This window comes from Asticcacaulis solisilvae, from assembly GCF_017875235.1.
GTDB lineage: Bacteria > Pseudomonadota > Alphaproteobacteria > Caulobacterales > Caulobacteraceae > Asticcacaulis > Asticcacaulis solisilvae_A.
Window position 1 is genome coordinate 134,638 of sequence record NZ_JAGGMI010000001.1, and the last position, 13,368, is coordinate 148,005.

General features: G+C 61.6%; 13 protein-coding genes. 4 read left to right on the forward strand and 9 right to left on the reverse strand.

Features of this window, described 5'->3' with window-relative positions; genetic code table 11:
* Positions 1-16: 16 nt before the first annotated feature.
* On the reverse strand, positions 17-1,198 hold the full coding sequence (locus J2X24_RS00675; RefSeq protein WP_209715119.1) for an acetyl-CoA C-acetyltransferase: 1,182 nt from the start codon (positions 1,196-1,198) through the stop codon (positions 17-19).
* A 371-nt stretch (positions 1,199-1,569) separates the two neighbouring features.
* On the opposite strand from J2X24_RS00675, the gene phaR reads away from it, so the two are divergent.
* Positions 1,570-2,196, forward strand: coding sequence for a polyhydroxyalkanoate synthesis repressor PhaR (gene phaR, locus J2X24_RS00680; protein ID WP_209715122.1), 627 nt, complete (start codon positions 1,570-1,572; stop codon positions 2,194-2,196).
* Positions 2,197-2,237: 41 nt separating this feature from the next.
* Positions 2,238-2,507: a hypothetical protein gene (locus tag J2X24_RS00685; RefSeq protein ID WP_209715125.1), complete on the forward strand. Its 270-nt coding sequence runs from the start codon at positions 2,238-2,240 to the stop codon at positions 2,505-2,507.
* A 395-nt stretch (positions 2,508-2,902) separates the two neighbouring features.
* Here J2X24_RS00685 and J2X24_RS00690 read toward each other — a convergent pair whose 3' ends face one another.
* Both J2X24_RS00690 and J2X24_RS00695 read right to left on the reverse strand, forming a co-directional pair.
* Positions 2,903-3,370, reverse strand: coding sequence for a hypothetical protein (locus tag J2X24_RS00690; protein WP_209716378.1), 468 nt, complete (start codon positions 3,368-3,370; stop codon positions 2,903-2,905).
* A gap of 107 nt (positions 3,371-3,477) precedes the next feature.
* Positions 3,478-4,212 carry a glycosyltransferase family 2 protein gene (locus tag J2X24_RS00695; RefSeq protein WP_209715128.1) on the reverse strand — a complete coding sequence of 245 codons (735 nt, stop codon included), beginning with the start codon at positions 4,210-4,212 and terminating at the stop codon, positions 3,478-3,480.
* 319 nt (positions 4,213-4,531) lie between these two features.
* Here J2X24_RS00695 and J2X24_RS00700 point away from each other — a divergent pair, with 319 nt between their 5' ends.
* On the forward strand, positions 4,532-6,223 hold the full coding sequence (locus J2X24_RS00700; protein WP_209715131.1) for an ArnT family glycosyltransferase: 1,692 nt from the start codon (positions 4,532-4,534) through the stop codon (positions 6,221-6,223).
* A gap of 36 nt (positions 6,224-6,259) precedes the next feature.
* Here the strand turns inward: J2X24_RS00700 and J2X24_RS00705 are convergent, their stop codons facing one another.
* The 6 genes from J2X24_RS00705 to cysS form a co-directional block, all read right to left on the reverse strand.
* On the reverse strand, positions 6,260-7,261 hold the full coding sequence (locus J2X24_RS00705) for a glycosyltransferase family 2 protein (RefSeq protein ID WP_209715134.1): 1,002 nt from the start codon (positions 7,259-7,261) through the stop codon (positions 6,260-6,262).
* A gap of 14 nt (positions 7,262-7,275) precedes the next feature.
* A complete protein-coding gene (gene thrS / locus J2X24_RS00710) occupies positions 7,276-9,261 on the reverse strand; it encodes a threonine--tRNA ligase (RefSeq protein ID WP_209716381.1) in 1,986 nt (661 codons plus the stop codon).
* 99 nt (positions 9,262-9,360) lie between these two features.
* Entirely contained in the window at positions 9,361-9,606 is a 246-nt protein-coding gene (gene yidD / locus J2X24_RS00715; protein ID WP_209715137.1) for a membrane protein insertion efficiency factor YidD, read from the reverse strand.
* A gap of 175 nt (positions 9,607-9,781) precedes the next feature.
* Positions 9,782-10,219 carry an iron-sulfur cluster assembly scaffold protein gene (locus J2X24_RS00720; protein WP_209715140.1) on the reverse strand — a complete coding sequence of 146 codons (438 nt, stop codon included), beginning with the start codon at positions 10,217-10,219 and terminating at the stop codon, positions 9,782-9,784.
* A 40-nt stretch (positions 10,220-10,259) separates the two neighbouring features.
* Entirely contained in the window at positions 10,260-10,817 is a 558-nt protein-coding gene (locus J2X24_RS00725) for an SRPBCC family protein (protein ID WP_209715142.1), read from the reverse strand.
* A gap of 3 nt (positions 10,818-10,820) precedes the next feature.
* On the reverse strand, positions 10,821-12,218 hold the full coding sequence (cysS, locus tag J2X24_RS00730) for a cysteine--tRNA ligase (RefSeq protein ID WP_209715145.1): 1,398 nt from the start codon (positions 12,216-12,218) through the stop codon (positions 10,821-10,823).
* A 232-nt stretch (positions 12,219-12,450) separates the two neighbouring features.
* Between cysS and folE the strand changes: the two genes are divergently transcribed.
* On the forward strand, positions 12,451-13,092 hold the full coding sequence (folE, locus tag J2X24_RS00735) for a GTP cyclohydrolase I FolE (RefSeq protein WP_209715148.1): 642 nt from the start codon (positions 12,451-12,453) through the stop codon (positions 13,090-13,092).
* The last annotated feature ends 276 nt before the right edge of the window (positions 13,093-13,368 follow it).

Genomic DNA, 13,368 nt, shown 5'->3' on the forward strand with positions numbered 1-13,368 from the left:
CTCTTTGAGATGTTTATTAAATCGCTTCCACGGCCAATGCCACGCCCATACCGCCGCCAATGCAAAGCGTTGCGAGGCCCTTCTTGGCGCCCGAACGCTGCATTTCGTGCAGCAGGGTCGTCAGGACGCGCGCGCCCGACGCGCCGATCGGGTGGCCAATGGCGATGGCGCCGCCGTTGACATTGACCTTATTCGTATCCCAGCCGAGTTCGCGGTTGACACTGATAGCCTGGGCGGCAAAAGCTTCGTTGGCTTCGATCAGGTCAAGATCACCAACGCTCCAGCCGGCCTTCTTCAAGGCGTTCTGCGTCGCGCGGATCGGGCCGGTGCCCATGATGGCCGGATCGACGCCCGAAATGCCCGAGGCGACAATCTTCGCCAGCGGTTTCAGGCCGCGGCGGTCGGCTTCGGCGCGCGACATCAGCACTACCGCAGCCGCGCCGTCATTGAGGCCCGAGGCGTTGCCGGCGGTGACGGTGCCTTCCTTGATGAAGGCGGGCTTGAGGCCGGCCAGGGCTTCGTAGGTCGCGCCGTGGCGGATATATTCGTCCTTGTCGACGACGGTGTCGCCCTTGCGGCCCTTGATGGTGACGGCGGCGATTTCACCGTCGAACTTGCCAGCCTTCTGGGCCGCCTCGGCCTTGTTCTGCGACGCGACGGCGAACTCGTCCTGCTCCTGGCGGCTGATGTTCCACTTGGCGGCGATGTTCTCGGCCGTCTGGCCCATGTGATAGTTGTTGAAGGCGTCCCACAGACCGTCGCGGATCATGGTGTCGACCAGGCTCATATCGCCCATCTTCTGGCCGGTGCGGATATAGGTCGCGTGCATGGCCATCGACATGCTTTCCTGGCCGCCGGCAACGACGATCGCCGATTCACCGAGAGCGACTTGCTGAGCGCCAAGTGCGACGGCGCGCAGGCCCGAACCGCAGATCTGGTTGATCGACCAGGCGGGGCTGTCCGAAGGAATGCCGGCCTTGATCGAGGCCTGGCGCGCCGGCCCCTGGCCTTGGCCCGCCTGAAGCACCTGGCCGAGAATCACTTCATTGACGTCGGCGGGCTGCAAACCTGCCCGTTCGACCGCCGCCTTGATGGCGATGGCGCCCAGCTCATGGCCCGGGAGGGTGCCCAAAGCACCGAGGAAAGACCCCACGGGGGTGCGGGCGGCGGAAACGATGACGACTTCATTGAGGGACATAAGCTCTCCTTGGGGTGCGCTTGTGGGGAGAATTAACGCTGATTTCACAGGCAGTTACTGCAACTGACGGGCGAAATCAAGGCTGGGCCGCCACCCGTTCCTGAACACTGATTACACATTGTGTGCGGTTGCGTGATAACGGGATTCTTGAGGCTTACCGCATGCACGGAACCGCACCACGAATTGCTGCGCAAAAAGCCGTGCAGCATCCCTTATGGGCCAAGGGCGTGGGCGTCAATTCACAAACCTTTGAATTCCAAAAGCTATTTTGCACCGCAACTAACCTCTTTACGCATGAGCAAAAAAGGGTTTAACCTCCGCCAACATAAGGCCTGACAACGATTTGCGGCCATAAAAACAGGAGTGCGACAGTGAGCGAAACGAAAACGCGCAGCAAACGCGGCGAAGGCGACCGGGTCATCATCAAGAAGTACGCGAACCGGCGTCTGTACAATACCGCCACCAGTTCATACGTCACGCTCGACAACCTGTCGGACATGGTGCGTCAGAACGTCGATTTCGTCGTGTTCGACGCCAAGACCGGCGACGATATCACGCGTTCCGTCCTGGCCCAGATCATCTTCGAAGAGGAAAGCCGCGGCCAGAACCTGCTGCCGATCCAGTTCCTGCGCCAGTTGATCAGCTTCTACGGCGACTCGATGCAGAACCTCCTGCCGACCTATCTTGAAATGTCGCTCGACGGTTTCGCCAAGCAGCAGGAGCGCTTCCGTTCGCAATTCCAGCAAGCCTTCGGCGGCGCGCCGGGCATCGGCTATTTCGACGAGCAGGTATCACAGAACCTGGCCATGTTCGACCGCGCCATGCGCATGTTCTCGCCATTCTCGTTCGCCAATGCCGGCGGCGCGGGCGCCCCGCCGGAGGGCGAACCTGTGGCGCCCCAGGCCGCGGCGCCGCGTGAGACCGACACGGTGCGCGAACTGCGCGAACAGATGGAAGCCATGAAGGCCCAGATCGACGCCCTGGCAAAAAAGAGCTAAAACAAACCGATCTTTTAGCTTTGTGAGTGTATCCTTAAGGCATGAGCGATTCCGACTCTTCCCTTCCCGTTCCCGCCGGTCCGGTCATCGACCAGACCGGCGACCGGGTGCGTACCCGCAAAGTCCGCACAGCCGCGGCATCCTCCGACCCGACCTTCGAAGCTCAAATGCTGGGCGGCGGGGAAAAGCGGGGCTTACGCGGCGGGCCGGAAACGCTAGAGCGGGCAAAATCGACCTACCTGAAGTCGGAATATTCCGGCCCCAATGATCGCCGCCCCCGCCCCGGCCGGGTGACAAAGACGGAAATCTGAGCCGCGCGTTAACCCTGACCTTGCCTTTTCCATTGGAAAACCAGATGGTTATAAATTAGCCATCGGGACGTTCTTAACCACGGCATGCCTCTTGCACAGCTTCGCGCACCTGTTGCCCGGAGTGCCGTCGTGTCGAAAACCAATTACAACCGTTTCACCGCATCGCGTTTCGCCATGCGCGCCTTCGACACCCTGGTTGTCACACTGATCTTCGCCGTCTTCGGCTAGATCGGTATGACTTTAAGTGGAAACATCATACCGATCTAAGTTCTTGTTTTGTCGCGATGTTTAAGGCGAAAACCGCTTACACTTTTCACCGTATCGCTCTATCAGTTTCAACAAAGAAAAAGCCCGGCGCAGGGACTGCACCGGGCTTTGACGTGTATCGAAGTAACTCAGGCGCCGAAATCGATGTCCTTGCGCGCCGAGATGGCGGTGACGATGAAGCCGGCCAGAACATCCATCAGGATCATGGCCGTCAGCAGGAAGAAGGTCGAGGTCGAGAACGGCCGCAGCAGCAGGAACTCCACCAGGGCCACGATGAACAGCATCATCGACAGCGAGTGGTTGATGATGGCGACCTTGTCCGACTTGGTCGATTTCAGGAGTTCGAAGAACAGGCAGATCAGGGCGCCCAGGAGGATGACATCACCCACCTGGATCACCCATTGCGTGCCGGGCGACGGCATGGGCAGGGTGACGATGACCTGGGTCATGGCGTTATAGGCCGCATTGGCGTCCGACCCGCCCACCCATGAGATGATGGCGAGGATATTATAGACGAACCACGGCAGGGCTAAGAGCGGGAAGGCAGTAACCAAGCTGACATTCCTTTGTACGGGCTTGCGGGGCTGGTCGTCCATAAGTCCGATAGCGGTTTCGACGCCGATCGAAGTCTTGGGGTCGTGGAATACTGGCAAACGAAATCCTCCCCATCCTGTCCGGCCGCCCCCGATTGGGCCGGAAAAAATCACTCCGCTTCGCTGACCTTGCCAGGCTTGCGTAAACGGCGGTTTAACCACATTACACCCGGAAGGTCGGTTAGCGCTACGGCCAATCGTCCGATATTGGTATATTTCGATTGACCTGTTGTACGCGCGCGATCATCGACGGGTTCCAAAAGGGTCGTGAAGCCTTCGCGATTGACCAGGGCCGGCAGGTAGCGGTGCAACTGATCGAAGAAGGGCAACCGCAAAAAGACATCGCGCCGGATGGCTTTCAAACCGCACGCTGTGTCGTCGCAATTGTCGTTGAGCAGGCTCTTGCGGATACCGTTGGCCCAGCGCGACGCCCACTTTTTCGAGGCTGTATCCTGGCGGGCGCGGCGCTGGCCGGCGACCAGGCCGACGTGCGGCGGGGCATCGCGCAGGATCATCGCCAGGCGCGCGGCATCGGCCGGCGGGTTCTGCCCGTCGCCATCCACCGTGACGATGATCCCTGCGCGCGCGGCCATGACGCCGCTGCGGATGGCGGCGCTCTTGCCGGAATTGTGTTCGTGGCGCAGCACGCGCAAGGCCGGGATACGCTGTTTGGCCTCGCTCAATCGCGCGTAAGACGCGTCGGTCGAACGGTCATCGACCATGATGATCTCAAAGCCACCCTCTCCGTAAGTCTTTGAAAAAACCGATTCAATCTCGCTCGCGACTTGTACGGCGGCCCCTTCTTCGTTATAGACGGGCACGACGACGGAGACGGTGGGGGACATGGTTCGGGTCTCGGATGAGGAAGGCAAGCCCGACCTCATAGCCGTTTCGGCCGCGCCCGTAAACTGTCGGCCGTCTATCTGAGGCGCGGATAAGTGCCCGGGTCCGTTGAAGTTTTACGGCTAGTGTCGTGATTTCGAAGTTCGTTTGATTTTGATATGAAGCTCAGAGCGAACTTCGAAATCAAAACGACACTAGAAATCCAATAAGTAGCTAGTGTCCGTTCGATTCTGAAATTCGCCGGAGGCTGATATCAAAAACGTGCGAATTTCAGAATCAGGACACTAGGCACGGCTTTACCCTTGGTTCCAGGTTGATGGCATGACACGGCTCCTTCCGCCCCAGATCGTGAATCTCGTCTCGGGCGGCATGCGCGGGCCGCTTCTGGCCGCCTTGCTAACCCTGGTCTGCGCCATGCCGCTGGTCTTCCTGATGCCGCCGCTCGACCGCGATGAGTCGCGCTTCGCCCAGGCGACGTCGCAGATGCTTGAGACCGGCGACTATATCAACATCAACTACCAGGAGACACCCCGGCACAAAAAGCCGGTCGGTATCCACTGGCTGCAGGCCTTAAGCGTCAAGCTGACCTCTTCGGTCGCCGCACGCGACATCGCACCCTACCGGTTCCCGTCCCTGCTGGGCGCGGCCCTGGCCGCCTTTGCCTGCGCCTGGGGCGCTTCGCGGGCGTTCGGCACGCGCATCGGCACCAAGGCCGGGCTCCTGTTCGGCGTGACCTTCATGCTGGCGACCGAAGCCTTCTTCGCCAAAACCGACGCGATGATGTGCGGGCTGATCGTGCTGATGATGGCTGCCCTTAGCCAGATCTACCTCAGGACCCGCGACCTGCCGGCGGGCGCGCCCAAGCCTAAGGTCCTTAAGCTGAAATTCATCATGTGGCTGTCCCTGGCGGCCGCCATCCTGGTCAAGGGCCCCGTGCCCGCCATGGTGTTCGGCACCGCCATCCTGGCCCTGTGGGCGATGGACCGCCGCATCGGCTGGGCGAAACACCTCGGCTGGCTGTCGGGCCTGATCATGGTCGCGCTGATCTGCGGGCCATGGGCCATCGCCATTACCGTCACCACCGACGGCGCCTTCTGGACGTCCTCGATCGGCGGCGACCTCAAGGACAAGCTCGATAGCGGCTCCGAAGGCCATTTCGGCCTGCCCGGCTACCACCTCTTCCTGCTGAGCGCGACCATGTTCCCGGCCAGCTGGCTGTTCGGCGGCGCCATCCAGACGGCGATCCAGCGCTGGAAGGAACCGGCCGTTCGTTTCGCCATCGCCTGGTTCGTACCCAGCTTCCTGATTTTCGAACTGATGCCGACCAAGCTGCCGCACTATCCCTTGCCCGTGTTCGCGGCCCTGGCCTGGCTGTGCGCCGTCTCTCTGGACGTGCCCCTGAAGCGCTGGGCGCGGATCGTCAATGGCGCATGCGGCATATTGGGCGGCGTCATCTTTACCGCCATCGTCTTTTACGCTCATAGCGAATGGGGCGGCGGCCCCACCTTCCTGCTGGCCCTGCTGACCGCGACCGGCGCGCTGGTCCTGGCCCCCTTCGCGGGCTGGCTCTTGTGGCGCGGGCACCAGCGCTACGGCTTCGGCTTCCTGCTGGCCGCCGGGGTCATCACGCACCTGGGCCTGTTCAGCCTGGCTTCGGCCCTGACGCCGCTCTGGATGTCGCGTCAGTTGGAAACCGCCCTGCGTACGGCGCAGCTTGATCCTCGCCAGGGCAAGGCCCCCGGCCCCGTGGCCACGCTCGGGTTCGCCGAGCCGAGCTTCGTTTTCGCCATGGGTACAAGAACGAAGCTGTGCAACGAAGACGCCCCCTGCGCCGTCCAGGCCCTGATCGACGGGCGGCCCGTGTTTGTGGAGTCGCGCCAGGAACAGGCCTTTCAGGCCGCCGCCCAGGCCGCCGGCGTTACGCCGCTGAAGGTGAGCCAGGTCAGCGGCCATAACTATAATGGCGATGACGAAGTTCTAACCCTCTACAGAAACGCCCCCGAGACGCCCTGAAGCGGTTCAAAGTCGATAAAGATAAATATGGCTGGGCTATTCGGCCGGGACTTCGTCGTCGTCACGCAGACGCGGCCGCATCGAGGCACGCGCAACCGAGACGCCGAGAATGAAGGGGCTGAGCGCCAGAACGTAGAGCTTGCGCCACAGCGTGTCCGCACGCTTGCGGAAATAATAAACGAGGCCGACGCCTTTGTTCCATTCGACGAAGACCGGCTCGGCGCGCGAGGTCTGCCCTTCGTGTACGACCTCAGCCTTGGGATGGAAAAGCACAGCCCCGCCCATCTGGCGCGCCCGCCAGCATAGATCGACGTCTTCGACGTGCAGGAAGAAGCGGGCGTCGAAGCCCTTCAAACGGGCAAAATCATTGCGCGACGTGATGAAACAGGCACCCGATATGGTCGGAACCGAAATCGGTGCGTCTGGAAGAACCTCATCCTCCAGATGTATCTCGTACTTACGCAGGCTCTTGAAGACCCTGCTGAGATGCAGCAGGCTGATCAGCGTCGTGACCGGCGTCACTTCGCCGCGCCGCGCACCACGCTGTTCCGTCAGATCCGGGTTGAGAAGCCGCGCGCCGACGATGCACGGGGAAGCCTGCCCTGTAGCGGCCTCGATCAGCTTGTCGATGCAGCCCGGCCGGAGCTGTGCGTCCGGGTTAAGGAAGACCAGCCAGGGCTGGTTGGCCAGATGCGCGCCCAGATTGGCGGCCTTGGCGAACCCGATATTGCCCTGCCCCTGGACGAGCAGGATATGGTCGTAGGTCTCGCTTAAGGCCTTTAGGCGCTCCGCCATCGCGACGGGTGAACCGTTGTCAATGATGATGAATTGCTCGACGCGCGGGTCCTTCAGGACCGCCTCGATGCTTTCGAACAGGATCTGGCCCGTGTGATAGACGATCATGATGACCGTCACCCCGCCGGCGGGATTGTCATAAAGCGTCATGTCGAGATGCGACATGAATGCGCGCGCTTCTCCCGAGGCCAACTTACGCGAGGCAAGCAGTTCGGTAATCGAAGACGGCAGATTGTGATTCATGACAAGGCTCCCCCCTATGCCATCGGTTCTAAGGTAACAAACTCCTCGGTACGCGAATACTGTGACACATCCGTGTCGGTACGCAGATCCGGCGGCAGGGCGTCGTTGTGTAAACGCTCCGCTGCCTCATAAAGATTCAATGTGGTTTGCCCCTCCCCCCCCAGGAATCGCAGCGCCACTTCACCGGTCTCGGCTTCCTTTCGGCCGACGACCGCGATCACCGGAACCTTCTTAACCGAATGCTCTCGCACCTTATAGTTGATTTTTTCATTACGCAAATCGGTTTCGACTCTTAAGCCGCGCGCGCGGAATTCCGCTGCGACCTTTTCGGCATAATCGTTGGCGTCCGACGTGATTGGCGCGACGACGACCTGCACAGGCGACAGCCATAGCGGGAATTTTCCGCCATAGTTTTCGATCATAATGCCGATGAAGCGTTCGAACGATCCCAGGATGGCGCGGTGAAGCATGACAGGACGCTGCCGCGAACCGTCCTCGGCGACATATTCCGCGTCGAGCCGTTCCGGCAGGACGTAGTCGAGCTGCAGCGTGCCGCAGGTCCATTCGCGGCCGATGGCGTCCTTGACGATGAAGTCCAGCTTCGGCGCGTAGAAGGCCCCATCCCCCTCTGCAATGACAGGCTCGACGCCGGCCTGCTTGGCAGCCTCGGCCAGCATGCCCTCGGCCTTGTCCCAGAAGTCATCGCTTCCGGCGCGCGTCTCGGGGCGCGTCGCCAGGTTGATGCGCGCCGTCTCCATGCCGAGATCGCCATGGATGGTCTTGGTCAGGCGGACGAACCGGGCCGTCTCGTCGACGATCTGGTCCTCGCGGCAGAAGATGTGGGCGTCGTCCTGGGTGAAGCCGCGCACGCGCATCAGGCCGTGCAGCGAACCCGACGGCTCATAGCGGTGGCAGGCGCCGAACTCGGCCATGCGGATCGGCAGTTCGCGATAGGAGCGCAGGCCGACATTGAAGATCTGCACATGCCCCGGGCAGTTCATCGGCTTCAGCGACAGGGTTTCGCCCTCGACCGTCTCGCAGACGAACATGTTGGGGCGGTACTTGTCCCAGTGACCAGATTTTTCCCAGAAGGAGCGGTCGAGCACCTGCGGCGTCTTGACCTCGACATAACCTGCGGCATCGAGGCGGCGGCGCATATAGGCTTCGAGCGTGCGCCACAGCTGCCAGCCTTTGGGATGCCAGAAGACCATGCCCCGGCCCTCTTCCTGCATGTGGAACAGGTCCATCAGGCGGCCCAGCTTGCGGTGGTCGCGCTTTTCCGCCTCTTCCAGGCGCGTGACATAGGCTTCCAGTTCGGCGTCGGTCGTCCAGGCGGTGCCGTAGATGCGCTGAAGCTGGGCGTTGCGATGGTCGCCGCGCCAATATGCGCCGGCCAGCTTGGTCAGCTTGAAGGCCTTGCCGGTGAACTTCGACGACGGCAGGTGCGGCCCGCGGCACAGGTCCTTCCATTTGTCGCCGTGACGATAGATGGTGATGGTTTCGGTGCCCGGCAGGTCACGGATGATCTCGGCCTTGTAGGCCTCGCCGATCTCTTCGAAGTGCCTGATGGCCGCGTCGCGGTCCCAGACCTCGCGCACGATCTTTTCGTCGCGATCGACGATCTCGCGCATCTTGGCTTCGATTTTCGGCAGGTCGTCGAGGCTGAACGGCTCTTCGCGCGCGAAGTCGTAATAAAAGCCGTCCTCTATCGCCGGACCGATGGTGACCTGGGTGCCGGGGAACAGTTCCTGTACGGCCTCGGCCAGGATGTGCGCGGCGTCGTGACGGATGATCTCCAGCGCCTCGGGCGCCTCGCGCGTCAGGATTTCGAGTTTTCCACCCGTTTCCAGCGGCCGGTCGAGATCGAGCAGTTCGCCGTCGAGCTTGATCAGGACAGCCTTCTTCGCCAATGACTTCGACAGACTTTCGGCCACTGCCCGACCGGTTGTTCCCATTTCAAAGGCACGCACCGCGCCATCGGGAAAGGTCAGGTCGATCATACCAGCAGCCGACATAGTCTATTCTTTCATTGGCGACCTGTAGCCCTTACCGCAGGCTTCATCGCTCAGGCAGTGATGGCTGACGACGCGGCGGCGTTTTCAGCCCGTATGTCCCGCGTCTTTCGGCGGGACTGGGTCGTAGCCGAAACCGCCTCCAGGGCGGCACCGGCAGATTCGCTTTACGCCCATCCATGACCCCGACAGCGGGCCGTGTTCGATAAGCGCCTCAGCCATGTATTCCGAACAGGTAGGCCGAAAACGGCATGCCTGGCCGATATAGGGCGAAAGGGTCAGCTTGTAGGCCCGTAAAGCCCCGCGCACACACATTTCGTACAAAGCGGCCATCGCGTCTCAAATCATGAAACGCCGGCAGACGTCAAGCATGGCTCTATTTCGCACATGCAGCATAAATCGCAGATTCAACTGTTTGGCAAGTCACTTGCGGTTTCGGAGTCATTTCTGTCCCGGGCGTGACCAAATCGCCGCACCTGATTCCGACGCCCGTATTCGCGCGCCGGGGTCAGGCGGCAAATCGCGGCGCGGCGCGGCAAATCGCCTCGCAGGTGGCTTCCAGCGCCAGCAGGGTCGAGGCGTGGCGCGCCGGATAGTCCTTTACGCCGCTGAGGATATGCAGGTCGGCGAAGCGCTCCGGGAAGGCCGCCGCCTCGCCTTTCAGCAGGGCGCGAAGGGCGTCGCGCGCCGCGAATACGTCCGCGACCGGCGCGCCAATGACATGCTGGGACAGGATGGCCGCCGCCGCCTGGCCCAGCGCGCAGGCCTCGACCTCCATGGCGAAATCGCCGACCGTGTCGCCGTCCAAGCGGACCTCGACATGGACCGTCGATCCGCACAGCTTGGCGACGCGGTCGGCGGCACCCTGCGGTGCCCGCAGGCGGCCGAGGTGCTGGAGCTGCGTCGTCCGGCGCAGGATTTCGCGGGAATAGAGTTCGTCGATCATCACATATACATAGGGGCACGAAACCCAAAGCGCAGCCTGGTTACTTCTGCTTTTTGCGGCCCCACATGTGCGGCATTTCGACGGCGCGCGGCGGGGGTCCGAGGTTGGGCTTCTTGGGCTCGGGCGGCGGCAGGTGGGCGCGGCGCTTGACCGGCGCATCGGCATAGGCCTGCTCGGCGCGCGCCTTCACCGCCTCGGCGAAACGCTCGAAGCCGACTTTCAGGAACTTGCTGTAGCGGCGGCCTTCGCGTTCCGACAGAAAGCCGTCGAACAGGGCGCCGACCGAGAAGGACGAACCGCTGTCGGACAGGGCGTCCATCTCAAAGTAGCGGATCAGCCGGCCTTCATAGAACTTCTTCGGGACAGCAATGTGGATGTGCGACAAGGGCTGCCAGTCGGCCAGGGCGCCGGTGATCTCCCAGGTGCCCAGTCCTTCGTAATACTCTTCAAAGGCAATCGGCGCGCCGAAGCTTAAACGTCCCGAGGCCTTCTTATGGATTGGGCTCCATTCCGGCCACTTTTCGATCTCGGCGATGACGTCGTAGACGTCGTCGACAGGTGCTGCGACGCCGATACGGAATTCGACTTTGTAGCTCATGCTTTAAGCCCCCACCTTCAGTTTCCATGTCGGACCGGACGGACTGTCCATCACCTCGACGCCCAGTTCGTCCAGCGCCTTTCGGATGCGGTCGGCCTCGGGCCAGTTCTTGGCGGCGCGCGCCGCGGTGCGCTCATTGAGCAGGCCTTCGACCTGGGCCGTCAGGTCGTCGTCAGCGCCGGCCTTGAACCAGGCATCGGCGTCGCCTTGCAGCAGGCCCAGCACCCGGCCAGCCGCCAGCAGGGCTGCCTTGGCTGCCGTGCGGGTAGCGTCGTCGCCGGCAGTTTCGATATCGCGCGCCAGGCTCGACAGCTCGGCCAGGGCGCGCGGCGTGTTCAGGTCGTCGCACAAGGCTTCGAGCACGGCCGGCGATACATTGGCATCCACTATCGGCAGGTCCTTGACCTTGCGCAGGGTGCCATAGAGTCCATCGAGCCGTGCGCGCGTCTGGGCAATCAGTTCGCCGGTCCAGTCGAGCGGGCCACGATAATGCGCCGACAGCAGGGCCAGGCGGATGACCTCGCCGGGCACTTCCTTGATCAGTTCATGGACCAGCTTCACATTGCCCAGGCTCTTGGACATCTTCTCGGCATCCATGGTCAGGAAGCCGTTGTGCATCCAGTAACGGGCGTACTGCGCCTCATGGCCATGGCTATGCTGGGCGCACAGGCCTTGCGCGATCTCGTTTTCGTGGTGCGGGAAGATCAGGTCGTGGCCGCCGCCATGAATATCGATCGGCAGGCCCAGATTGGCCTCGATCATAGCCGAGCATTCGATATGCCAGCCAGGACGGCCTGGCCCCCACGGGCTCTCCCACACCGGTTCACCCGGCTTCGAAGGCTTCCAGAGCACGAAGTCATGGGCATTGCGCTTGTAGGGCGCGACCTCGACGCGCGCGCCGGCGATCATGTCGTCGACCGAGCGCTTGGACAGGGCGCCATAGCCCTTGAACGAGTCGACGTCGAACAGGACGTGGCCCTGCTCGGCATAAGCGTGGCCGTTGGCGACGATATCGGCGATCTGTTTGACGATGGCGTCCATATTGTGCGTGACGCGCGGTTCCAGCGTCGGTCTGAGCGCGCCCAGCGTCGCCATGTCCTCATTATATATGTCGGCGAAGCGGTTGGTTATGACGTCGATCTCCACGCCCTGCTCCATCGCCGCCTTGTTGATCTTGTCGTCGACGTCAGTGATGTTGCGCGCATAGACGACATGGTCCTGGCCATAGAGCTGGCGCAGCAGGCGGAACAGCACGTCGAACACGACGACCGGACGGGCATTGCCGATATGGGCGTAGGAATAGACGGTCGGACCACAGACGTACAGGGTAATCCGTGACGGGTCCCGCGGAGTGAATTCGACCTTTTCGCGCGTCAGTGTGTCGTGAATATGCAGTTTCATCTGGAAATTTGGTTGTAATGACCGGGTATCGTCCCATATAGACGCCGTCAGGTCTTTGCACCACGTTTATGTTTGCGCGCGATAATCCAATTCGCGGCTTATGCGTATGCAGATGCTGTCAGCTTCCGGCGCAGGCCTGGGGCATGATTGTGAGTACATGAGGGATGCCACGCGTCATTTCCGGAACCGTCGTTCCGGCGCCACTCGGCCCTCTGGGGATTAGATATTGAATATGGACAGCCTCGATCCGGTCTCGGCGGAAAATCTGCTCAACAGCTCGCGTCCGAAGAGCATCACCACCTTCACCAACCGTCCCAGCAAGGAAGAAGCGATGGCCGCCGTGCGCACGCTCCTGGCCTGGGCCGGCGACAATCCGGAGCGCGAAGGCCTCAAGGATACGCCCAAGCGGGTCGTCGAAGCCTATGACGAATGGTTCCAGGGCTATACGGCCGATCCGGCCAAGGAACTGTCGCGCACCTTCGAGGACGTCCAGGGCTATGACGACATGGTCCTGCTGCGTGAGATCGACGTGGAATCACACTGCGAACATCATATGGCGCCCTTCCTCGGCAAGGCCTATGTCGCCTACATGCCGACCGACAAGGTGGTCGGCATCTCCAAGATCGCCCGCGTCGTCGAAATCTTCGCCAAGCGCCTGCAGACTCAGGAAACGATGACCAAGCAGATCGCCGACGCCATCGAAACCTCGCTGGCGCCACTGGGCGTCGCCGTCCTGATCGACGCCGAACACCAGTGCATGACCACGCGCGGCGTCCACCACAAGCACGTGACGACGATCACCACCCGCTTCACCGGCGTCTTCAAGACCGATGCGGCGCTTCAGGACCGATTCCTCAAACTGGCGCAGAAGTAGGCCTTAAGGTTTACCGGGCCCGCACCCGTTAGACGCGACCGCGCGGCCGGCAATTCGCCTGCCGCGCGGTGTCGTTTCATGACGGCTTTTTGAAATATCTTAATCTCTCTCCCTTATGGCTGCTTTTCAACGGCTTTAGCCTTTACAAGCAGCGGGGATTTGGCCTAAATCGTTCCTAACGGTTTTGTAAGGATGCGATTTGTTGCGTGTCCTCATGGCCGATGGCATAATTTCTTAACGCCGCCTGCACCCGACGCAGGCCTTGGGCGTCTCAGA

Excerpts from the sequence above, each read along its gene's own strand:
- cysS (WP_209715145.1), bottom strand. The coding sequence starts at position 12,218 with ATGAAACTGCATATTCACGACACACTGACGCGCGAAAAGGTCGAATTC.
- folE (WP_209715148.1), top strand. The coding sequence starts at position 12,451 with ATGGACAGCCTCGATCCGGTCTCGGCGGAAAATCTGCTCAACAGCTCG.
- J2X24_RS00690 (WP_209716378.1), bottom strand. The coding sequence starts at position 3,370 with ATGGACGACCAGCCCCGCAAGCCCGTACAAAGGAATGTCAGCTTGGTT.
- J2X24_RS00700 (WP_209715131.1), top strand. The coding sequence starts at position 4,532 with ATGACACGGCTCCTTCCGCCCCAGATCGTGAATCTCGTCTCGGGCGGC.
- J2X24_RS00685 (WP_209715125.1), top strand. The coding sequence starts at position 2,238 with ATGAGCGATTCCGACTCTTCCCTTCCCGTTCCCGCCGGTCCGGTCATC.
- J2X24_RS00725 (WP_209715142.1), bottom strand. The coding sequence starts at position 10,817 with ATGAGCTACAAAGTCGAATTCCGTATCGGCGTCGCAGCACCTGTCGAC.
- thrS (WP_209716381.1), bottom strand. The coding sequence starts at position 9,261 with ATGATCGACCTGACCTTTCCCGATGGCGCGGTGCGTGCCTTTGAAATG.
- yidD (WP_209715137.1), bottom strand. The coding sequence starts at position 9,606 with ATGGCCGCTTTGTACGAAATGTGTGTGCGCGGGGCTTTACGGGCCTAC.
- J2X24_RS00720 (WP_209715140.1), bottom strand. The coding sequence starts at position 10,219 with ATGATCGACGAACTCTATTCCCGCGAAATCCTGCGCCGGACGACGCAG.
- J2X24_RS00705 (WP_209715134.1), bottom strand. The coding sequence starts at position 7,261 with ATGAATCACAATCTGCCGTCTTCGATTACCGAACTGCTTGCCTCGCGT.
- J2X24_RS00695 (WP_209715128.1), bottom strand. The coding sequence starts at position 4,212 with ATGTCCCCCACCGTCTCCGTCGTCGTGCCCGTCTATAACGAAGAAGGG.
- J2X24_RS00675 (WP_209715119.1), bottom strand. The coding sequence starts at position 1,198 with ATGTCCCTCAATGAAGTCGTCATCGTTTCCGCCGCCCGCACCCCCGTG.